The following is a 21,445-nucleotide window of genomic DNA, read 5'->3' as shown; positions in this document are numbered from 1 at the left end:
GCGCCGCATCGCCACTTTCGCAATAGCACTTTTTTTCATCTTGATTTAGTTTTACTAATCTCAGACCTGACACAAAGGGCGACTTTGAAATAAGGAAATGATATGGCGAGACCTTATGATCTGCCCTCGGTTACCGCGCTCGTCTGTTTCGAAGCGGCAGCACGCAATCTAAGCTTCAAGCAGGCTGCGGGTGAACTCAACGTGACGCCTGCCGCGATAAGTCATCAGATAAAGGCGCTTGAAAACGACCTTTGCTGCGCCCTTTTTACAAGGCGCAGCAAAGGTGTCGAACTGACGCAAAACGGGGCTTTACTGTTCGTAGCCCTGCAGCGCGGGTTTGAAACAATTTCCGATGCTACAAGCCAGATACGCGACCATCCCCAAAAGGTGGACGTTACGATCCGTTCCACCTCGGCAGTCAGCGCGCTCTGGCTTACGCCAAGAATCTCGGCGTTCTGGAAAATCCATCCCGAAATCACCATCGCCCAGATCGTCAGCGATGTTCCCTCACCAGCCAGCCGCTGTGATCTCAGCATTCATTATGGTGAACCGCGGGCAGAGGACGGTGTTTACAGAACGCTTTTTCAGGACCGTATTATCGCCGCAGGCAGCCCGGAATTTGCATCACAACACGCCATCTCATCGCTTGCTGATCTGCTCAACGTGCCGCTCATTCACTCAAGCGGCGAAGGAAACAGCTGGACCCAATGGCCCGACTGGCTTGTGGCACTGCGGCAGCCATCGGGTAAAGGGCGGAATTTTTATGTCAGTAATTACATGATCGCCCTCCAGACCGCGCAGGACGATATCGGCGCGGTACTGGGATGGGACGGTCTCATCGCCAAACTGATCGAGGATGGAAAACTCGTGCAACTGGTACCCGATAGTATTTCTTCGCCTGCGGCTTTTCATCTGAAAATTCACCCAAGGGCGACCAAAAGGGCGCATGTGTTTGCAGATTGGCTGGTTGAAAGCATCGCGTGATCATATATCCTTGGCCAGTCTGAGACCGTCATAAATTGCGGCATGCGTATTGCGTGCAGCAACAGCATCGCCAATCCGAAACAGTTGAAAGCGACCATCAGGATTGCGCTTAACCGATTGCGGGTCCCCCGCAAGCAATTGATCGTATGAGGTTTCTCCGAGATTGACTGACAGGGGTTTGAGGTCGCAATAAAGTTCGTCGAGCGGGATCGTGCCGTGATTGATGATGACCTGATCGACTATGCGCTGCCTTGCAACGCCACCATAATCACTGCCAACTTTTGCCAGCAGATGATTTCCGCTTTTCTCGACCGCCTCCAGACGGAAAGTAACCGTGAATGTGACGTCATGCTTCTGCAATGATCGCATATAAGGCACAAGATTCATCGCCATGACTTCTGGGGCAAAAGAACGGTCAGGCGTCATGATCTCGACTTTAGCCCCACTTCTGGCAAGAATTTCTGCCGCCTGTAGCCCTGCATGGTCGCCTGCATCATCGAAGATCAGGACATTGGTTGCAGGCTTCACGTCGCCCGAGATGATGTCCCAGGCCGAAACGACCAGTTCGTTGCCTTGAGAGAGTATGTCCGTGTGCGGCAGCCCGCCGGTTGCAACGATAACCACATCCGGCTTTTCCGCTATGATCAGGTCCAGTTCGGCCCAGCTGTTGAAGCGAAACTGCACATCGTGTTTCTCACACTGCGCCATACGCCAGTCGATGATGCTTATCATTTCACGGCGGCGTTCGCTTTGCGCGGTCAGCCTGATCTGGCCGCCAGGCTGGCTTGCTGCCTCGAAGACAACGACATCATGTCCGCGCTCGCCAGCCACACGCGCAGCTTCAAGGCCAGCCGGACCGGCACCGACGATCACGACCTTTTTGCGATGCGGTGCCTTCGCAACACTATGCGGCATGGTTTCCTCACGCCCAGTTGCGGCGTTGTGGATACAGAAAGCCAGCCCCCCCTGATAGATGCGATCGAGGCAATAATTTGCGCCAACGCATGGCCGAATATCTTCCTCCCGCCGCTCGGTGATCTTGCGAATGATGTGCGGGTCCGCCATATGCGCGCGGGTCATGCCGATCATGTCCACCTTACCGCTCGCGATGGCATGACGCGCTGTCGCTACATCCTGGATCTTGGCGGCGTGAAACGTCGGGAAAGACGTTGCCTTACGGATATCACCCGCGAAATCGAGATGTGGCGCGCTGGCCATGCCCTGAATGGGAATGACATCCGTTAGGCCCGGATCGGTATCGATATGACCGCGAATGACATTAAGATAGTCGATAAGCCCGCTATCCCTGAGGCGGCGCGAAATTTCCAGACCTTCCGCCTTATCGGTACCACCTGAAAGGTTTTCATCGGCTGTATAACGAACGCCCAGAATAAACTCCTCGCCGACTCGCTTGCGGATGGCACGGAATACATCCAGACAAAAGCGCAACCGGTTATCGAGATCCCCTCCATAGGGGGCACTGAGCTCGTTGGTGAGCGGAGAAGTGAACTGGTCGATCAGATGACCATAGGCCTCAAGCTCGATGCCATCCATGCCCCCCGCCTGCATGCGCTCGGCCGCATCGGCAAAATCCCGGATGATCCGCTCAATGTCCCAATCCTCAATCTTTTTGGGAAAGGCGCGGTGCGCCGCCTCACGATGGTGCGAAGGGGCGACGACAGGAAGCCAGTCGCCCTTGTCCCAGCGTGTGCGCCGCCCGAGATGGGTCAACTGGATCATGATTGCCGCGCCCTCTTCGTGCACGGCATCCGTCATCTGCCTCACCCAGGGAACAATCTCGTCCTTGTAGGCAAGCAGATTATTGAAAACCGGTGGACTGTCCCGCGATACCGCCGCGGAGCCTGCGGTCATGGTCAGCGCCACCCCGCCCTTGGCACGCTCCACCGTATAGGTGCGGTAACGCTCCTTCGGCATGCCCTCCTCGGGATAGGCTGGCTCGTGCGCCGTCACCATGATGCGATTGCGCAAAGTTAGATGCTTGAGTTGATAGGGTTGAAGAAGCGGGTCGTTCGACACGTGCAGAGTTCCCATTTTCATTATTTTAAGTGACGCTAAGTCAAAATGTACATAAGTGTCAACTTCCAAAACATTATGGTGTGTTAATTTGACACATATGTACATTCTGCTTGCGCATGCCATTTCGCTCTGGTTAAAATCAGACCATGGATCAGCTTGTTCAGGAAAATGGTTGGCGGGGATCGGCTGAGGGATGGCTCGAGGCAGCGTATCAGTCGTTGTTGGAATCCGGCGTCGACTCCGTCAAAATTCTTCCGCTGGCAAAAAAACTCACCCTGTCGCGAACGAGCTTCTACTGGTTCTTCAAAGACCGCGACGAATTGCTCGACGGGCTGATGGCACGCTGGCGCGATAAAAATACCGGCGGCATTGTAAAGCAATCGGAGGCCTATGCGGAATCGCTCGCCGAAGCGATGCTCAATGTCTTCGATTGCTGGCTGAACAAGGACCTGTTCGATTCACAATTTGAATTCGCGGTCCGCAGTTGGGCGCTTCAGTCATCCAATATTCTTGATGAAGTACGGAAGGCTGATCAGCACCGCATCGAGGCGCTCAAGCGTATGTTCATGCGCTTTAGCCAATCCGAGATCAGCGCGGATGTACGCGCACGCACAACCTATCTGGTGCAGATCGGCTATATTTCGATGCAGTCTCAGGAAGACATCCAGACACGCATGAAGCGCATTCCAGAATATATCGCTATTTATACCGGTGAGGCTCCGCAGCAGCGTGAACTCGATCGTTTCTTCGCGCGGCACGGCTTTGCAAGAGACGAAGGAGAGCGCCATCCGTGAGCACATCGCTTAAAATCGGCATAGCGGGTGGAAGCGGATGGCTTGGGGGAGCCATCGCCAGCGCTATACTCGACACGGGCACCATCAAGCCCGCCGGTTTGGCAATGTCTTATCGCAGCAGGAGGCCGCATCATTTTGCGGATTGTTATTGGACGTCTGACAATCAGGAGCTTGCGGATCGTTGCGATATCATCATTCTTGCCGTTCGTCCGCATGACTGGCTTTCGCTTGAGATCAAGGCGCCGGACAAACTGCTCATTTCGGTTATGGCAGGCATTACGCTTGATCGGCTGAAAGAACGCCATCAAACACATCGGATCATCCGGGCAATGCCCAACGCCGCGGCTTCGGTACGGCAATCCTATACGCCATGGGTCGGTTCTTCCAAGGTTACGCCCGAAGATCGTTCGATTACACGTACGATTTTCGCGGCCTGTGGCCAACAAGATGAAATCGGAGCGGAAAATCATCTCGACTATCTCACGGGCTTGTGTGGGTCCGGCCCGGCATTGCCTGCCCTGCTTGGCTGCGCGATGATTGATGGGGCGGTGAATTACGGCATTCAACCTGACATCGCATTGCGTGCAGTTACAGCCGTTCTGGTGGGAACGGGATGCCTGTTGCAGCAAAAGGCGCAAACGCCACAGGAAATTGTCGCATCTTTCACAAGCTATGACGGAACGACGACAGCCGCGCTGCAAGCCATGAACGAAGCTCAATTTTACAGATGCATCGCCGCGGGGCTTTCGGCGGCATTGCTGAAGGCCGCCAATATGGAGTCGACGGCCTGAATATTAACTGAAGCGGGGGATGCGGCACCCCGCTCAGAAAAAACGCCGCTTAAGAGGGAACAAAAATGAAAAAAATACTTGCATCAAGCTGCCTCATTCTCGGCCTGACCGGGGCGACATCTCAGGCCTATTCTGCAGAATGCGGCAACCTAACCATCGCCAGTATGAATTGGCAGAGCGCCGAGGTTCTTTCCAACCTCGACAAGATCATATTGACCGAAGGTTATGGCTGCACCGCCGACATAATAGTTGGCGATACGGTACCGACCATCACCTCGATGGCTGAAAAGGGCCAGCCAGACATTGCTCCTGAAGCGTGGATCGATCTGCTCCCCGAAGCGGTCAGCAAAGGGACTGAGGAAGGAAAAATCGTTCAGGTCGGCTCTCCCCTTCCTGATGGCGGCATTCAGGGCTGGTATATTCCCGATTACACGGCGAAGGCTCACCCAGACATCAAGACAATCCCGGACTTGCTCAAGCATCCAGACCTCTTTCCTTCAGCGGACGACAGTTCGAAAGGTGCAATCCTCAACGGACCGCAAGGCTGGGGCGGCACCGTCACGACCGCGCAATTGTTTAAGGCGATGAAAGCGCAAGAAGCCAACTTCACGCTGGTGGATACAGGATCGGCCGCCGGACTGGATGGTGGCGTTTCCAAAGCCTATGAACGCAAACAAAATGTCGTCGCCTTCTATTGGGAACCGACCGCACTTTTGGGTAAATATCCGATGGTCAGGCTCGACCCCGGCGTCGAGCACGATGAGGCAGAGTGGAAACGCTGCAATACCATTGCTGATTGCCCAGATCCGAAGCCCAATGCCTTTCCCGTTGACCGTATCGTCTCGCTTGTAGCCAAATCATCGGTGGACAAGCTCGGTCCCGATGCCATGAGCTATCTCGAAAAGCGCTCATGGAGCAATGAAACCGTCAGTAAGCTGATGGCATGGATGACAGACAACCAAGCCTCCGGCGAGGAAGGAGCGAAACATTTCCTGAAGGAAAATCAGGATTTGTGGACCGAATGGGTCTCGCCAGAAGCTGCTGAAAAAATCAAGTCGTCACTTTAGGCATTGCAGGGCAAAGCTGTCCTTCATGTGAATACGTCTGTTTCTGCATCAGCTTGTTTCGTACGGCTTTCCTTTAATCGAAAGCCGTACGGGCCAATTTTCGGTCCCGCAAGCATGATGGCGCAAATCGCAAGGAACATGTGGCATTTTCAGCAAATTCACGAGGCGGCTGCGTCAAATAAGGCCGACGCAATGAGCTAGAGCGGCACTACCTTTGGCGACCCAATCGGTACCGCTCTTTTGGTTTTACTGGCCAATTTCGAACAAAGGGGAACGAAATGGACTGGTTCAAGAAATTTCCGCATATGAACGACGATGCTCTGAGACGGCTGAAGCAGATGATTGACGAGGGCTTTCGCTCATTCACGCGCAGCTATGGTGAAACAATCGAGAACCTGTTCCTGCCGCTCCAGAAGTTCCTGCTTTTTTCCGAGCGCTTCATGACGCAGACACCATGGCCAATCATTATTGTGATTATCCTTGCAATCGTCTGGCTGGGCAGCAGAAGCTTGAAAATCACGCTTGGCGCGCTCGTAACCCTGCTTGCCATCGGCTATCTCGACATGTGGGAAGACGCCATGCGCACGATCTCAATGATCTTCGTGTGCACGCTCATAGCGATCATAATCGGTTTGCCAGTCGGCATTTTCATGGCGCGTTCGCAAACCCTGCAGAGAATCATAACCCCTATACTCGATGTAATGCAGACAATGCCAAGTTTCGTTTATCTGATCCCTGTAGTGATGCTTTTGGGCATCGGCCGCGTACCCGGGCTGATTGCGGTGGTTATCTATGCCATTCCGCCGATAATCCGGCTAACCAATCTGGGTATCCGCCTCGTTGACAAGGATGTGCTGGAAGCTGCGGATGCCTTTGGCTCATCCAACGCGCAAAAACTCTTCAAGGTCCAGATACCCCTCGCCCTGCCAACCATCATGGCTGGCATCAACCAGACTATCATGATGGCGCTCGCAATGGTCGTCGTTGCCTCCATGATCGGCGTTCAGGGGCTTGGCCAACCCGTGCTCAAAGCCATCGCCAACCAGTATTTCACGCTTGGTATTTTCAACGGACTGGCAATCGTCGGAATTGCGATCATCTTCGACCGAGTGAGCCAGGCCTACGGCAAGAGACTGCAGAAGCATCAGGAGGTCTTCCATGGTTGAGAAAGATTTGGCTGAGGCAGACTTTTCTGGCATCAAAATATGCAATCTCTACAAGATATTCGGCCCCAATGCAGCCGCCCATGTCGATGCTGTCCGTGATGGTCTTTCAAAGGCCGAACTTAATGATCAATACGGCCACATTCTGGGGCTTAAAGATATCAACATCGAAATGCCTTCGGGTTGCATTCAGGTGATAATGGGTCTGTCGGGATCGGGCAAATCCACGCTTATCCGTCATATCAACCGTCTAATTGATCCGACGGCAGGGGAAATTCTGGTCAACGGAACTGACGTTGTGCAGATGACGGCAGATCGGTTGCGGGATTTCCGCAGGCATCAGACGGCGATGGTGTTTCAGAAGTTTGCGCTTCTGCCGCACCGAAATGTGCTCGACAACGCACTTTACGGTCTTGAAGTGCAAGGCATCGCCCGTTCGAAAGCCGTCAAAACCGCCATGCAATGGATTGAGCGCGTCGGCCTGCTCGGTTTCGAGAAGAAATATCCCAATCAATTGTCGGGGGGCATGCAACAGCGCGTCGGTCTTGCGCGCGCGCTCGCCAATGACGCGCCGGTGCTGTTGATGGACGAGGCTTATTCGGCGCTCGATCCGCTTATTCGCACAGACATGCAGACGGTGCTTCTCGATCTTCAAAAAGAGATCAGGAAGACAATCGTCTTCATCACCCACGATCTTGACGAGGCGCTGAGACTTGGCGACCAGATTGCCATTCTGCGCGATGGTGAAATCATCCAGCAGGGTAGCAGCCAGGATATCGTGCTGCGCCCCGCAGACGAATATGTGGCAAACTTCGTCAAGGAGGTAAACCGTGGCCGGGTCATCCACGTGGAAGCGATCATGGAGGACTTTGAGAGCCATATTGCAGGCGCACAAACCGTCAAAATCGGCACTACGATTGAGGACGCGATTGCCATTCTGATCCGAGGAGACGGCAAGGATATCATTGTCGTTGATGATAAAGACCAGCCGATCGGCAAAGTCGACCTCAGGAAGCTTGCTGCCGCAACCGTGACAACAAAGAGCGCAGATCAGGAATGAGCATGGTGTGGATTCATTTGTGACGGTGATGGTCTTTTGTTAGAATGCGCACGTTCGCACAATCGGCCTAAGCTGCTGCTATTTCCGATCGCGGCTTGTTATCACCTTTAACGCGCCAAAGTTTTCGAGAATGTTGTCGATCTCGGTTTTTTTCATCAGACTGAAGGCCGTTGCCCATGCATCTGCTCTGGCAGCGGTAGGTGCAACGACCGTCACACGACTATATAACGTTGGGGAATAGCCGGTCTTCGGATTGAGCAGATGATTGAAACGACCACTATCCTCGAACTGAAATCCTGACGCGCTCGTCGTCGCCAGAGCCTGATCGACAATATCGAGATAGTCGTACACATTCCGGTCCGTTTCCAGCTCTGAAAGTCCGATCTTCCAGGGCGTCCCATCAGGTTGTGGACCTATCGCGCGATATTCACCCATATCAACCAGAGCATGCATCACACCGGCATCACCGAGCAAAGCCACGACACGGTCCGTTATATAGCCTTGTGCGATGCCGTTCAACGTCAGCGCCATTCCGGGAATGGAAAAGGCAATGCGCGTCTTATCAAACAAGACATGCTGGAATCCGACTTTCCTGAGGGCTTCATTCCATTTCATGCGAGACGGCCCGTTAGGGTCTGCCCCAGATTGTGAAAAATGCTCGTACAAGCACAGCCAAAGAGGCTGCACGGTCGGGTCGAACATACCATTGCTCCCCTTCCAGCATTCCCCGCAAATTTCCAAAAGTTCGACGAGTTCCGGCGAAGGCATGGCCAGCGCACCGTTACGATTAAGTCGGACAAGTTCTGAATCAGAGCGGTAAAGACTAAAAATGTTTTCCAGTCTTTCCGCTTCCTGCACGGCTTTACGCAAAAGCCTTTTGCCCTCATCCATGTCGGAAAAATAAAGCGTGATCTGGGCCGGCGCTCCCAGCGTCTGTCCTCTCCAGAGAATTGGTTGATTGCCATCGCTCGCGCAAAGTGCTGGCGGAATATGTGCTAGCACCAAAGCGCCGACGCCTGCCGCCAGCAAGCGACGCCGATTAATGGTCATGAGCAGCCTCGGCGACAGGGGCCTGCTCGCCCAGGATATAATCCTGTGGCACATCCTCAAAACCAACGACCCTGCCTCCTTTTTCCGTGATGAATTGGTCAGCTGCTTCCCGTGTCGAAAATGGTACAGCCTCTTGAGCGCCCATACCGCCGACCGCGTTGCTTTCGATCACGAAAAACGCCTTGCGCGCATCGACCCAGTTTTCGGCGCCCGGTTCTTCCCATGACGGAGCCCTGGCCATATCGGACACGTAAATCGCAGCAATGCTCTTCGGCTCTTCCGGCAACATGGTGAAGGCAAGCGTGTCGCGTGCAGAGGAAAACCAGACCGGCTCGTTTGCGGGTGACAAAATGATCTGGCCCTTGGGACCCGGGTGTTCCAGTACATTCATGCCGCAATAACGGCCCATGGCGGAATCAGTGAGCGCAAAGGGCTCAACCACTTCCATCTTTTGCTCCTGCGAACAACCGACGAGAAACATCGCCACAGCGCCGAGAAAGAAAATCAAAGACCTTTTCATAGTTCTTTCCTCGAAAAGACCAGCATGGATAAAACAAGTGGTATCAATGTCCACAGACCCAGCGACAGCACCAACGTCAGTGGAGCGAGCGTTGCATTGCCAGCCATCCCGCCCATGCCGGTGAGCGCTCCGGCCTGCCCCGTGCCGAAATTAAGCAGCCGGTATGAGTCAGCCGGGTTAAACAGAAGAAGGCTATTGAGAACGGCTGTACCGATAGATTGCCCCTGATCAAAAACCAGAAGCGCCAGAAGGGCCGCATCATAGATCAGTACGAAGAACAGCCAAACGCCAATGGCAATGCCAGCCGCGGTGCTGCGCTCACGCACCAGAGCACTGGCCAGAAAACCGATAGCGATGAAAACCGCACCCAACAGGATCGACGACCCGACAAGGGTCGCAAAGGCGCGCCAGCTTTCGGCACCCGCTCCTGCTCCGGCAGCAATCAGGGCCAAAGCCGCAATGCCATAACCGAAGAAGGTGGCAAAAGCCAGAATGGCAAGCTGGCCAAAAAATTTTCCAAACACCACCTGTCCACGGCTCAATGGATAGCTCAGCAGCAAAAGCATGGTGCCACGCTCCATCTCACCGACAATAGCGTCATGTGAGATCAGAAGCGCGATCAGTGGAATGAGAAAGATGGTGAGGCTGGACAGGCTGACGATGACGACATCAAGTGCGCTTGCGCCAACCGAGCTTCCTGTCGGCGCACCTCCCAGAAACGCCATGCTAAGCGCCAATGTTGCAAGCAAGAGAGTCGTTGCGAGCACCCAGCGATTGCGCATACCTTCCTGTATTTCCTTGAGCGCGATGATAGCTATGTTGTTCATTGCGCGGCCTCCTTCGCCAAGGCGTCACCCGCATTGAGAAAATGCGCATAAAGCTCATCAAGCGTTGGTGGGATCACATCGAGTTCGGTAAGATTGTCGTTTCCGGCAATCAGCCCCCTTATGAGTTCCATTTTGTCTTCAGCTGGAGCATCGACTTCAAAGGCGCCTGTATTGGATTTCCGCCAGTGCAATGCGGACTGGCCGATTTTTTCCGGAAGAACGGCAGTGGCATCGGTCTGTACACGGATGCGTAATGGCAATTTCGATATCCGGCGCAAGGCATCGATGGAGCCATCGGCAATGATGTGCCCCCGATTGGCAATAATGACGCGGCCAACCTTGCTTTCCAGCTCCGTCAAGGCGTGCGACGACATCAGGATGGTCGCCCCGTCCTGCCGCAAGTGCTCCAGAACATCGTAAAAGCTCTGCCGCAAGGCCGGATCAAGTCCTGTGGTGGGCTCGTCGAGCAGTAGAACGGAAGGTTTTCCCAGAAGCGCTTGTGCAAGGCCAAGCCTCTGGCGCATACCCTTGGAATATGTGCCAACACGCCTTTTGGCTGCATCAGAAAGCCCCACGCGATCCAAAAGCCCGGCAAGCTCGCCAGAGTCGACATGTTTAAGCCGCGCATAAAATGCCAGCGTTTCCATGCCCGTTAGCGCCAGATTGAACGAAACATGTTCGGGCAGATAACCAAGCCTGACGCGGGCCTCAAACGCTCCCGCAGCCGGGTCTTCGCCCAGCACGCGTACATTGCCTTGTGTGGGACGGATCAGTCCCAGCATCAGCTTGATCATCGTTGTCTTGCCAGCACCATTATGTCCGACCAGGGCAATGTTCTCGCTGGCATTCAATTGAAACGTTGCGTCTTTTATGGCGTGGAAATCGCCATAGGATTTGGTAACACGATCCAGAACCACGGTTTCCGTCATTGCGGTTTCCTTTCGCCAGGGGCCACTGACTCTACGCGAGGCTTCACAGGGGCTTTATAAGGGGATTTCATAAGGGGGTGGCTATCCACAACGCCGCCGGGCAGAAGCGCGGGAAACTGGGTCTGCGCCCATCGGATCGTCTGAACAGCTGGGCTATTGATGAGTATCTTGGCCTGTGGCGCGGTCCACAAAACCCTGTCGATCAAATCATTTGGACGATAGGGATTATCGGCAATACCATCGCCATCAAGATCAAAGGCCGGATTATCGCTCCAGAAATTGCCCCGCCCGTCATGCGACCAGTCGAGATTACGCGTACCGACATATTTGACCTGATTGCGGTTGTAGATGAAGGCATTGCCACTCATGGTATTGCCTTCGGAACCGGCTGTAAAATGAATGCCGATGCTGCAATTCTCAAAGCTGTTGCCTGTAAATTTGTTCTTGTTGGCGTTATAGATGAAGACGCATTTTTCCGGTCCAAGGCGCACGGTTTCACCAGAACTTGCCGCAGCCGTGTCTTCGCTTGGCAATCCGTGTTCGCCTTTCTGCACACCAGCATCCAGCCAACGGTCGATAGGCTGCATCCGCCCTATAACGCGATTGCCGGAGACGACCGAACTGTTGGCATAATTGAGCAGCAGGCCATGGTCACGATCGCCATCGGAGAGATTGTCCATCACCTTGAGGCGATTGGTATACATGATGGCAAAGCCGACCGAATTGTTGCGTGAAATATTTCCGATCACAGCACTACGGTCGGTATACATGTAATGAACAGCAAAACGGACATTCTCCATGAGATTATTCTGGAAAAGGTTGTTCCTGCTGGCATTGGTATAAATGCCGTCCCGACCATAACGTATTGTATTGCCGATCACCTTGGCACCGGGCGCATTCCAGATCGAGATGCCACTGCCGGTCTGCGCCATACGCACATTGCGCCGTCCGATAATTTCATTGTCCTGCGCGATAGAATCCGCAGCACCATGCAGATAGATACCATAAAGATTGTCGACAAGACGGTTATGTTCGACGCGCGCGCCCGTTGCGGTTTTTGCAACAAAGATACCGGCATTAAGATCAGGCATGTTGTCGCCCGAACCACGCACCTCAAGCCCTCGTACGACAGCATCGCGGGCCTCGATCAGAATGGTGTTTCCCGCTTTCTGTCCATCGATGATGGCACCGGGAGTGCCTGTCAGCACAATGGCCTTATCGATAACGACGGAACCTTTGTGAGTACCGGGGCCAAGCCGGACGATATCGCCCGGCCCAGCCTTTTCGATTGCCGCCTGCACGCTTTCACCTTCTGCGACATCGATCTGTGCCGCCGATGCGCCATTGCAGAACATGGCCGCCAGAAGGATGGTGAAACTGAAGGGAAGCCGCACGCGGGGGAACGTCATTGCTTCAGGCCTTCTTCGGTTCGACCAGCATGCGGCCCTTCATCTCCATGTGCATGGCATGGCAGAACCAAGAGCAGTAGTACCACCAGACACCAGCCTTGTTGGCTGTGAAGGTGACGGATGCAGTGGCCTGCGGGGCGACCTCCATGTTGATACCGTAGTTGATGATCGAAAAGCCGTGCGTCAAATCTTCGATTTCATCAATATTGGTGATGTAGATGGTGACTTCATCGCCCTGCCTGACTGTAAAGTCCTCTAGCCCGAAGGTAGGTGCCGCCGATGTCATGTAGACGCGAACCTTGTTGCCATCCCGAATGACCTCGGAATCCACCATCAGGTCGATGTTGTCTGCCTGAGCCTGCTTGACAGCATCAGCGAACATCGGGTCCTCCCGGCTCCAGAAATTGACCGGATTGATCTTGGAGCGATGAACGATGGTCGCGTCATGCGGCTCTGCAAAACTTGGACCATCATGTACGATCTCCATCTTGTCACCGGAAATATCGATCAGCTGATCGTTTTCAGGCTTGAGCGGACCGACATTAAGATAACGATCCTTAGAGAACTTGTTCAGTGAAATAAGCCACTTGCCATCGGCATCCTTGGTCTGTCCCATGGACGTATGGTTGTGGCCAGGCTGATAATGCACATCAAGCTTCTGGCGGATCGGGTCGACCTTCTCGCCCTTAAAGGCTTTGACCGCGTCTTCGATATTCCACTTGCAAATCTGGCTATCGATGAACAGCGTCGTATAGGCATTGCCGCGCCCGTCATAGGCGGTGTGCAAAGGCCCAAGTCCGAGTTCCGGCTCGGCCACAACCGCGTCACGCGGCTCGATCTTGTCGTCGAACAGCTCATCGAACTTGCGTACGTCGAAAACCGTTACGGTCGGCGAAAGCTTGCCGTTGGCGACGATGTGAATGCCGTCGGGAGCCGTATTGATGCCATGCGGGCTGTTGGCAACGGGAATGTAGCGGGTAAACTGCGAACCGTGGCGACCGTCGACAACCGGAACACCATTAATCACCTTGACCTCACCCTTGGCGACCGCATCCTCGATACGCTTGAGATTGAAGATGACGATCCAGTCCTGTTCGCTGCTCATCATCTCGGCAAGGTTGACGCCTTCCTCAGAATTGTAGCAGGTCGCAAAAGCATACTTGCCCTGATAGTCGCAATCGACATTATCGAGATTACCATCGACCATAACCTGCCAGGCAATGTTCATGCTTTCGCCGTCAACAGCAGTAAAGATCGCATGATATTGCTTGGTGTCCGTCAGATTGCTGCCGTCATTTGGGATCGGCACGCGGTCTTCACCGTTACAGAACACATAACCCGTCTTGGGATATTTCTGCACGCGCAGGCCGTGGACGGTGTGCTGGTTGGGAAGCTGGATAATCTTGTCGCATTTCATCACATCAAGACGGATGCGGCAGACGCGTGTATTGGCCTTGTCATTGGCGTAGAGATAACGCCCATCGTAGGTTCCGTCGGTAAATGATAAATGCGGGTGGTGGAGGTCGCCATTCTGAAACACACCGCCGCGATCTTTCATAAATTCACGGTCTTCGGGGAGCATCCCTTCAGTGAGGATTTTCAGACTTTCATTGGTCTGGCCCCAGCCTGTCGCACTGTCACGGTTAAAGACCGGAATACGCATCAATTCACGCATGGAAGGGAGGCCAACAATACGCACTTCACCAGTCTGACCGCTGGAGAAGAAAACGTAATATTCATCAAGCTCCCCAGGCTTGACCTCCGCACTCAGGCCAGATCCGGTTGCCGCAGCCATGGCAGGCGAACTCGTGCCGGCAAGCAAGCTGCCTGCAACACCGCTGGCACCCGCCGCCGCAACGAAGGCCGAGGTACCCAGCAGTTGTCTTCGGCTGAACTGATGCCTTTTCATTTCTTCAGACATGTCTTCTCTCCTTTGAAAGTTATACAGCCGGACCTGTACCGGAGGGCATATCAACCGGCTGGCCTTTGACTGAAATAACGGGTTTTGCCGGACCGCCGCCGCGTTGCGTAGCGGCTGCAAGAGGGGCATTGCGGGCGGCAAACTTTTCGCGCTTCACACGCACCTGAATCATGTGCGGGCAGCGCTGATCGTCGTGATAGAGTTCCTGACAATGCATGCAGTAGATGCATTCATTGACATTGATCTGGCCTTCAGGATGGATCGCCTCGACCGGGCATTCCTTGGCGCAGCGATGGCAGGGTGAACCGCATTCGGGCCAACGCTTCAGCCATTCGAACATGCGGATGCGTCCGGGAATAGCGAGTGCTGCCCCCAGCGGACACATGTAACGGCAATAGAACCGCTCGATGAAAAGGCCAGCCGTCAAAAGCGTCAGCGCATAAATGACGAACGGCCATTCGCGGGAGAACTTCAGGATAATGGAGGTTTTGAACGGTTCGACTTCCGAAAAGACTTCCGCAAGCGCCACCGAATAAAGCGACAGACCGAACAGGCCGAGGAAAATAATGTATTTTATCGGCCACAGACGTTCATGCAGCCCCCATGGCAGGGTGACTTGCGGTATTTTCAGCCATTTTGCCAGATTGTTGCTGAGTTCCTGTAAGGCTCCGAACGGACACAACCAGCCGCAGAAGGGTCCACGCCCCCAGAACAGAAGTCCTGCCGCAACCGACGCCCACAGGATAAAGATCAGCGGCGAGGTGAGGAAGAATTCCCAGTTGAAGCCGGTTATCAGCGAATTGGTGAAGGTCAGTACATTGACCACGGACAATTGCGCATTGTTGTAGAAACCGAGCCAAACAAGGATGAAGAGCAGATAGGAACGCCTGACCCAGGTAAAGGTGCGGGGATGACGGACCAGAATGTTCTGGAAAAAGAAGATGCCGACCAGAACCATGATCGCCAGTCCGGCAATTACCACATTGACGCGATTCATCTCCCACATCCGCACCCAGAGCGGATTGTCGTCCCCAAATATATCGGAGGCCGTGGCTTCTCCCACTGGCTGCGGCTGGCGCGGTGCCTCGCTGACGGTGGCGGTTGCTGCGGGTTCAGGCTTTGGCAGGAGGTAGTGTTCCGGCAGGCTATAGCCCAGATCGTAGCTGATATTGGCCTTGTCGCGGGCGTTGAACCCGCGCTGCACCAAAAGCTGCAAATCCCAAGGGCTTGTTACATCGAATTGAAAACCGTCGGGAATGCGGAACAGGGCGATTTCACGCAAATGTGGCGCACCATCCGCCATGATGTCGCCAATGCGCGTGTGGTTCTTGTCGCGGAAACGAACGCCCTGCCCATCCTGCAAAAGCTCGATGCGATCAAAAATACCGCCGCGCACATAGCCCGAGCCCTTGAAGGAATAGGCCCCGTCTCCTGCCACCAGAATAGCGCCCTGGCCCGGCTTTAACTGCTTTGCAAGCCGCTCATAGCCGTCTTTACCCAGCAGACTGATGCCGATGGACGGCACCGATACGGGAGCCGTATAAAGCTCGATGAAATTGTCGGCGGGATCGGATGTTTCAGGATTGTCAGCTGCCTGCTCCTGCTTAGCCGCATGGAAAGCGTCAGTAACTTCACCAACGCTCAATTGCAGGCTGCGTACTGATCCGTCACCGACCAGCGTCTGCCAGTCTTTTGTATCGCGAATGTCCATATTGACGGCGCGCGCAACATCAGCATGCTCAACCAGCACCGGAGTGTTGCCCAATCGTCCACTGCGGATAAGGCCAACAGCCGAGCGCACCACGCTGTCGCCCATGACAAGCACAGTGACGGTTGCACCACTGACAATCTCGACCTGCGGCGGCTTCGCCTTGCCTGCGGCAACGGCATTGAGATCACTGTTGACCAGTGAATTGAGTGCCGCAACAACCTTGGCTTCGGGGATACCGATCAGAACAATCGGTTCTTTATGGTCAACAAGCTTGATACCGCGGATGGTTCCCTTGGTATCGATGCCCACAAGAATGTGAATGGGTTTTCCTGAATAGCCGATGGAACTGGTGAAATCCGAATTCAGGTAAACATAGCCGACAACCGCGCCACTTTTCGTCAAAGGCGCAATGGGCGGCTCTCCCTGCGGAGCGCCAATGCCATCGGCATCAGGAAAGATGGTACTGATGTTGACTTCTGGCAGGTATTTCTGGAGATCGGCAGCGCTAGCAGCCCCTACCATCCATATCAGTGCCATGAACGAAATGGCGAACACCCGCAATAATTTCGGGATAATCAAGCGCCGTTTCAAGACAATATGGTTTCCCGTGCGTCCGGGGATTCTCATTCCGTACGCCCTGACCTGACGGTCGCTTATCATGATTTTCACTTCAACCTGTCTGCGCTCTCGCGGGAGAGCATGCTGTTGAAGTGAACTTAATAGTAGCGCAGCGTACCATCATTGTTTCAGATCAAACTGATCATGAGAATCGCAGGCTTTTCGGAAAATATTTGGTGTATGAATCGTAAGCGTCGCTAAACCGGTTCATCAGCATCGTCGATATGACGAAAGTCGTATCGTATTTGGGAAAGCCCGGCACTGTGATTAAGACCTCCTCATACGTGCGTTTGAAAGGCGAGTTCGATAACCAACGCACGGACGATGGCGACGCGCAACTGCATGCCGCCCGAAAGTTCGGAAGGGTATTTATCGAGGTCGTCAGGACCGTACAGGGCATATTCCAGTGGGCGCCGCCCCTGTCGACAACATGAACACGCTTTATGTCGATCCTTATGCGGTCGTCGATCTACGCACCGCGGCTACGATCAGGCGCTTGTCCTGCGTGGCGATAGGCGTGGCTTCTACGTGGGTTTGAAAGCAAAAATCCAGTCAGCGTTTTCCGGCAATGGCAGCAGAGAGGAGCGCGAGTGCGTCCTCTTTTGTCAGCTCGATCGGATTTCCGCCCGCGGTCGGATCGACAATTGCCATTTCGGCGATCAGCTCTCTGCGCGCCTCGTCCATCTGAAGTTCCTTTATCAGTTCGGGCAATGTGTCCGGCACGCAAAGGTCGCGGCGTAATTTGACGACTGTCTCAACGAAGCCGTCAAAACCACCTTCAATACCGAGATAAGCCGCAAGGCGTTCGATACGCTTTTCAATGGCAGCGCGGTTATGGTGGAGGACATAAGGCATGAAGACGGCATTGGTCATGCCGTGATGCGAATCGTAAAGCGCTCCGATCGGATGCGACAGGGAATGGATGGCACCGAGCCCTTTTTGAAACGCGGTTGCACCCATAGCAGCCGCAGCCATCATATTGGCGCGCGCTTCAATATTGGAACCATTCGCATAGGCTTCAGGCAAGTTCTCCAATACCAGACGAATGCCTTCAAGCGCGATACCATCGGCCATGGGATGAAAACCAGGCGCGCAATAGGCCTCCAGACAATGCGCCAGCGCGTCCATGCCGGTACCGGCTGTAATGAACGGCGGCATTCCAACGGAAAGCTGCGGATCTGCAATGACTGTAACGGGCAATATTTTCGGGTGGAATATGACTTTCTTGGTATGGGTTGCTTCATTGGTGAGCACACCCGCGCGCCCGACCTCGGACCCCGTTCCCGCAGTCGTTGGCACTGCAATGATCGGAGCAATCGCGTCGCTGTCGGCGCGGGTCCACCAGTCGCCTATATCCTCGAAATCCCAGACCGGTCGTGTCTGCCCAGATTGAAAGGCGATCAGCTTGCCAAGATCGAGCGCCGAGCCGCCGCCAAAAGCAATAACGCCATCATGTCCCCCACTCCTGAAAACCTCCACGCCTGCATGAAGATTGCTCTCGACCGGATTGGGTTTTACTTCCGAAAAGATTGCGTATTTCACGCCAGCTTCATCCAGTATGGCCAGTGTGTCCGCCACGACCGGCAGTTTTGCAAGGCCCGGATCGGTCACGAAAAGAGGGCGCTCGATGCCTGCCGATTTCAGACTGGCGGGCAGTTCCCTGATGCGCCCTGCTCCGAAAAGCACTGTGGTCGGGAAATTCCATTTGGCGGTTAAACTGGTCATGGGGTTCTTTCCGGGAGTTCAACTAGGTTCAGATATTCTCGCGCAGATGGAAGGATTTCGGCCGGGTCAGATGACCATAACCAAGGGACGAGAGAGCCGCCCCCCTACCCGTCTCTTTCACGCCCGTCCAGACCAGCGCCGGATCGAGATAATCGCAGCGGTTCATGAAAACCGTGCCGGTATCGATACAATCACCAAGTGCAGCTGCGCGGTCGCTATCCGTGGTCCAGATCGACGCTGTGAGGCCGTAGGCACTGTCATTCATTAGCGCCAGCGCTTCTTCGTCATTGCGCACTTTCATGATACCCACCACAGGGCCGAAACTTTCCTCGCGCATGATGCTCATCTGGTGATCAACATCGGTGAGCACTTCCGGCGCGATATAGGGGGAAGCTGCAATATCGCTTTCGATCTTCATATTGATATGCGCTTTGGCGCCCTTGCGTAGCGCCTCGGCTTTTTGTTCGCGGATGAGATCGGCAAAACGCGCCTGCGCCATGGGACCGAGCGTCGTTGCAGGATCAAGCGGATTACCGACGACATACTGCCGGGTCAGATCGGTAAACCCTTGCAGAAAGGCATCGTAGACGGCCTCATGCACATAAATGCGCTCTATGCCACAACAGCATTGGCCAGAATTGAAAAAGGCACCATCGACCAGATTGGCGACCGCGTGATCAAGGTTTACATCGGGCAACACATAAGCGGGATCCTTGCCGCCGAGTTCCAGTCCCAGTGACATGAACGTGCCAGCCGCGGCCTTTTCAATCCTGCGTCCGCCGCCGACGGATCCTGTAAAATTCACGTGGTCTATCAGCCCCGACGCGAGCAGCTTTTCAGTTGCGGCATGGTCGAGCACCACATTTTGAAAAACGCCATCCGGCAGGCCTGCCTTTTCAAAGGCTCGCACAAAACGCTCTCCGGTCAGAAGCGTCTGGGTTGCATGTTTAAGGATAACCGTGTTGCCCGCCATCAAAGCGGGGATGATCGTATTGACGGCGGTCAGATAAGGATAATTCCACGGCGCAATAACCATGACAATGCCAAGCGGCACGTGTTTTACATAGCGTCGAAAACCATTCGTCTGTGCAGGAACATATGGTTCAAGCGCCTCCTCGGCAATATCGATCATATAGCGGCCACGTTCCTGTACGCCGCCATTTTCTCCGCCGTATCGCGTTGGGCGTCCCATTTGCCAGGCAATTTCCGGGATGATCTCCTCCTGCATCGCTGTGAGCGCATCAAGGGCCGCACGGCAATAACCTGCACGCTCCGCAATAGTGAGCGCTGCCCAGCCAAGCTGCGCCCGCCGCGCCCGCGAGATGATTGCATTTATTTGCGCGTCACCCGCATAAGGGCGCTCAGCATAAACTGACCCATCAATGGGAGAAATGATCCGGGCCATATCGTTCATTTTAACGTTCCCTTTCCATGATCGTAGTTCGTGAACATCAACGGTCAATAGCGCTCGAAACCACGATGTCGTTCCCAGTCCGTGACGCGGCGGTCATATTCGCTCTGTTCCCAATGAGCGGTATGAACATAATGCCGGATGACATCCTCGCCGAAGGCTTGCTTGAGAAAATCTGAACCTTGAAGAGCCTGCGTCGCTTCGCGCAAGGTGTAGGGAATATCCTTGAGGGTCGCTGCACCATAGGCATCACCGATAAACGGCTGCTCGAGTTCAAGGTTTTCATCCACGCCCTTCAGGCCTGCCGCAATGAGTGCCGCAAAGGCGAGATAGGGATTGAGATCTGCACCCCCGATACGGCATTCGATACGAATGGCTTTGGTGCCTTCACCGCAAAGGCGAAAACCCGCCGTACGATTATCCGGGCTCCACATGATCTTGGTAGGGGCGAAAGTACCACTCTGGAAGCGTTTGTAGGAATTAATGTAAGGTGCGAGAAAATAGGTATAATCGGCTGCATATTTGAGCTGCCCCGCCACCCAGGACCGCATCAGTGGCGTCATGGTGTGGGGTTCTTTCGGGTCGAAAAACAACGGTTGCTTGCCGTCAGCGCTCCAGATGGAGTTATGCACATGGCTGGAACTTCCAGCCTTGCCGTAATCATATTTGGCCATGAACGTTATGCTCTTGCCATGTGCCTCGGCAATTTCCTTCATCGCATTCTTCATGATGGCGTGGCGATCCGCCATTTCGAGCGCTTCTGCGTAGCACACATTGAGTTCCTGCTGGCCGGGACCCCATTCTCCCTTGGAGTTTTCAACCGGAATACCGGCTGCTGCCAGATGATTGCGCATGGCGCGCAGAACAGGCTCCTCCTTGGTGGTCAGGTGAATGACATAGTCCTGAATGTAAGGCGAGGCGGTTTCAAGTTGGGTCCAGTGCTTTGCACGCGCACTTTTATAGGTTTCGTCAAAAATATAGAACTCCAGCTCAGATGCAAAATACGCGCAATAACCCCGTTCCTGAAGCCTTACGAGCTGCTTTTTCAGGATCGCACGCGGTGAATGCGCAAGATCGGCATGCGTGTTATGATCGAGCACGTCGCATAGCACGATCGCCGTTTTTTCGAGCCATGGCGCGAGACGCAAGGTGGAAAGATCCGGCTTGATGACGAAATCACCATAGCCCTTGTCCCAGCCAGCCGTCTCGTAGCCGACAACGGGCTCCATATCGATGTCGTCGGCCATAAGATAATTGCAACCATGCGTTTCTTCATGGCCGGACTGCACAAAGAATTCGCCGTAAAAACGCTTCCCGATGAGCCGACCCTGCATGTCCACGAAACAGGCAAGAACCGTGTCGACCGCACCTTCAGCGACCGCCTTTTTCAACGCATTCAAAGTCAGTTGACCTGCCATTTACGTTTGC

General features: G+C 54.3%; 17 protein-coding genes. 6 read left to right on the top strand and 11 right to left on the bottom strand.

Going from position 1 to position 21,445, the window contains the following annotated elements:
• Positions 1 to 102: 102 nt before the first annotated feature.
• Positions 103 to 984: a LysR family transcriptional regulator gene (locus AAIB41_RS13360; RefSeq protein WP_343315775.1), complete on the top strand. Its 882-nt coding sequence runs from the start codon at positions 103 to 105 to the stop codon at positions 982 to 984.
• On the opposite strand, the gene AAIB41_RS13355 is transcribed toward AAIB41_RS13360, so the two are convergent.
• The gene (locus AAIB41_RS13355; protein ID WP_343315774.1) at positions 985 to 3,021 is read right to left on the bottom strand and encodes an NADH:flavin oxidoreductase; all 2,037 of its coding nucleotides are present in this window, start codon (positions 3,019 to 3,021) and stop codon (positions 985 to 987) included.
• A gap of 146 nt (positions 3,022 to 3,167) precedes the next feature.
• Here AAIB41_RS13355 and AAIB41_RS13350 point away from each other — a divergent pair, with 146 nt between their 5' ends.
• From AAIB41_RS13350 to AAIB41_RS13330, 5 genes are all read left to right on the top strand, one after another.
• Complete coding sequence (locus tag AAIB41_RS13350; RefSeq protein WP_343315773.1) at positions 3,168 to 3,815, top strand: TetR/AcrR family transcriptional regulator; 648 nt, start codon at positions 3,168 to 3,170, stop codon at positions 3,813 to 3,815.
• The gene (locus tag AAIB41_RS13345; protein WP_343315772.1) at positions 3,812 to 4,606 is read left to right on the top strand and encodes a pyrroline-5-carboxylate reductase dimerization domain-containing protein; all 795 of its coding nucleotides are present in this window, start codon (positions 3,812 to 3,814) and stop codon (positions 4,604 to 4,606) included. The genes AAIB41_RS13350 and AAIB41_RS13345 overlap by 4 nt, the downstream gene beginning before the upstream one ends.
• Positions 4,607 to 4,671: 65 nt before the next feature.
• Positions 4,672 to 5,673: an ABC transporter substrate-binding protein gene (locus tag AAIB41_RS13340; protein WP_343315771.1), complete on the top strand. Its 1,002-nt coding sequence runs from the start codon at positions 4,672 to 4,674 to the stop codon at positions 5,671 to 5,673.
• A 278-nt stretch (positions 5,674 to 5,951) separates the two neighbouring features.
• A complete protein-coding gene (locus AAIB41_RS13335) occupies positions 5,952 to 6,839 on the top strand; it encodes a proline/glycine betaine ABC transporter permease (RefSeq protein WP_343315770.1) in 888 nt (295 codons plus the stop codon).
• 7 nt (positions 6,840 to 6,846) lie between these two features.
• Positions 6,847 to 7,896, top strand: a complete 1,050-nt coding sequence (locus tag AAIB41_RS13330) for a glycine betaine/L-proline ABC transporter ATP-binding protein (RefSeq protein ID WP_343316069.1) — start codon at positions 6,847 to 6,849, stop codon at positions 7,894 to 7,896.
• A 78-nt stretch (positions 7,897 to 7,974) separates the two neighbouring features.
• Here the strand turns inward: AAIB41_RS13330 and AAIB41_RS13325 are convergent, their stop codons facing one another.
• From AAIB41_RS13325 to AAIB41_RS13280, 10 genes are all read right to left on the bottom strand, one after another.
• Positions 7,975 to 8,946 (bottom strand): FAD:protein FMN transferase, encoded by a 972-nt coding sequence (locus tag AAIB41_RS13325; protein ID WP_343315769.1) that lies wholly within the window; start codon positions 8,944 to 8,946, stop codon positions 7,975 to 7,977.
• Positions 8,936 to 9,427: a nitrous oxide reductase accessory protein NosL gene (locus tag AAIB41_RS13320; RefSeq protein ID WP_343316068.1), complete on the bottom strand. Its 492-nt coding sequence runs from the start codon at positions 9,425 to 9,427 to the stop codon at positions 8,936 to 8,938. The genes AAIB41_RS13325 and AAIB41_RS13320 overlap by 11 nt, the downstream gene beginning before the upstream one ends.
• Positions 9,428 to 9,462: 35 nt before the next feature.
• Complete coding sequence (locus tag AAIB41_RS13315) at positions 9,463 to 10,293, bottom strand: ABC transporter permease subunit (protein ID WP_343315768.1); 831 nt, start codon at positions 10,291 to 10,293, stop codon at positions 9,463 to 9,465.
• Positions 10,290 to 11,222, bottom strand: coding sequence for an ABC transporter ATP-binding protein (locus tag AAIB41_RS13310; RefSeq protein WP_343315767.1), 933 nt, complete (start codon positions 11,220 to 11,222; stop codon positions 10,290 to 10,292). Before AAIB41_RS13310 ends, AAIB41_RS13315 begins: the two co-directional genes overlap by 4 nt.
• The gene (locus tag AAIB41_RS13305) at positions 11,219 to 12,631 is read right to left on the bottom strand and encodes a nitrous oxide reductase family maturation protein NosD (RefSeq protein ID WP_343315766.1); all 1,413 of its coding nucleotides are present in this window, start codon (positions 12,629 to 12,631) and stop codon (positions 11,219 to 11,221) included. Before AAIB41_RS13305 ends, AAIB41_RS13310 begins: the two co-directional genes overlap by 4 nt.
• Before the next feature lie 4 nt (positions 12,632 to 12,635).
• Complete coding sequence (gene nosZ, locus AAIB41_RS13300) at positions 12,636 to 14,552, bottom strand: TAT-dependent nitrous-oxide reductase (RefSeq protein ID WP_343315765.1); 1,917 nt, start codon at positions 14,550 to 14,552, stop codon at positions 12,636 to 12,638.
• 19 nt (positions 14,553 to 14,571) lie between these two features.
• A complete protein-coding gene (locus tag AAIB41_RS13295; protein ID WP_343316067.1) occupies positions 14,572 to 16,800 on the bottom strand; it encodes a regulatory protein NosR in 2,229 nt (742 codons plus the stop codon).
• 633 nt (positions 16,801 to 17,433) lie between these two features.
• Positions 17,434 to 18,606 carry an iron-containing alcohol dehydrogenase gene (locus AAIB41_RS13290; RefSeq protein ID WP_343315764.1) on the bottom strand — a complete coding sequence of 391 codons (1,173 nt, stop codon included), beginning with the start codon at positions 18,604 to 18,606 and terminating at the stop codon, positions 17,434 to 17,436.
• Between the two features lie 28 nt (positions 18,607 to 18,634).
• The gene (locus tag AAIB41_RS13285) at positions 18,635 to 20,020 is read right to left on the bottom strand and encodes an aldehyde dehydrogenase family protein (RefSeq protein ID WP_343315763.1); all 1,386 of its coding nucleotides are present in this window, start codon (positions 20,018 to 20,020) and stop codon (positions 18,635 to 18,637) included.
• 44 nt (positions 20,021 to 20,064) lie between these two features.
• A complete protein-coding gene (locus AAIB41_RS13280; RefSeq protein WP_343315762.1) occupies positions 20,065 to 21,435 on the bottom strand; it encodes a glutamine synthetase family protein in 1,371 nt (456 codons plus the stop codon).
• Between the last annotated feature and the right edge of the window lie 10 nt (positions 21,436 to 21,445).

This window comes from Brucella sp. BE17, from assembly GCF_039545455.1.
In the GTDB taxonomy this organism is placed as follows: Bacteria; Pseudomonadota; Alphaproteobacteria; order Rhizobiales; family Rhizobiaceae; genus Brucella.
The sequence above is the reverse complement of the archived record's forward strand: the minus strand, read 5'-3'. Positions and strand labels throughout refer to the sequence as shown.

Excerpts from the sequence above, each read along its gene's own strand:
- AAIB41_RS13295 (WP_343316067.1), bottom strand. The coding sequence starts at position 16,800 with ATGGCACTGATATGGATGGTAGGGGCTGCTAGCGCTGCCGATCTCCAG.
- nosZ (WP_343315765.1), bottom strand. The coding sequence starts at position 14,552 with ATGTCTGAAGAAATGAAAAGGCATCAGTTCAGCCGAAGACAACTGCTG.
- AAIB41_RS13305 (WP_343315766.1), bottom strand. The coding sequence starts at position 12,631 with ATGACGTTCCCCCGCGTGCGGCTTCCCTTCAGTTTCACCATCCTTCTG.
- AAIB41_RS13290 (WP_343315764.1), bottom strand. The coding sequence starts at position 18,606 with ATGACCAGTTTAACCGCCAAATGGAATTTCCCGACCACAGTGCTTTTC.
- AAIB41_RS13285 (WP_343315763.1), bottom strand. The coding sequence starts at position 20,020 with ATGAACGATATGGCCCGGATCATTTCTCCCATTGATGGGTCAGTTTAT.
- AAIB41_RS13350 (WP_343315773.1), top strand. The coding sequence starts at position 3,168 with ATGGATCAGCTTGTTCAGGAAAATGGTTGGCGGGGATCGGCTGAGGGA.
- AAIB41_RS13360 (WP_343315775.1), top strand. The coding sequence starts at position 103 with ATGGCGAGACCTTATGATCTGCCCTCGGTTACCGCGCTCGTCTGTTTC.
- AAIB41_RS13320 (WP_343316068.1), bottom strand. The coding sequence starts at position 9,427 with ATGTTTCTCGTCGGTTGTTCGCAGGAGCAAAAGATGGAAGTGGTTGAG.
- AAIB41_RS13340 (WP_343315771.1), top strand. The coding sequence starts at position 4,672 with ATGAAAAAAATACTTGCATCAAGCTGCCTCATTCTCGGCCTGACCGGG.
- AAIB41_RS13335 (WP_343315770.1), top strand. The coding sequence starts at position 5,952 with ATGGACTGGTTCAAGAAATTTCCGCATATGAACGACGATGCTCTGAGA.
- AAIB41_RS13310 (WP_343315767.1), bottom strand. The coding sequence starts at position 11,222 with ATGACGGAAACCGTGGTTCTGGATCGTGTTACCAAATCCTATGGCGAT.
- AAIB41_RS13315 (WP_343315768.1), bottom strand. The coding sequence starts at position 10,293 with ATGAACAACATAGCTATCATCGCGCTCAAGGAAATACAGGAAGGTATG.
- AAIB41_RS13325 (WP_343315769.1), bottom strand. The coding sequence starts at position 8,946 with ATGACCATTAATCGGCGTCGCTTGCTGGCGGCAGGCGTCGGCGCTTTG.
- AAIB41_RS13280 (WP_343315762.1), bottom strand. The coding sequence starts at position 21,435 with ATGGCAGGTCAACTGACTTTGAATGCGTTGAAAAAGGCGGTCGCTGAA.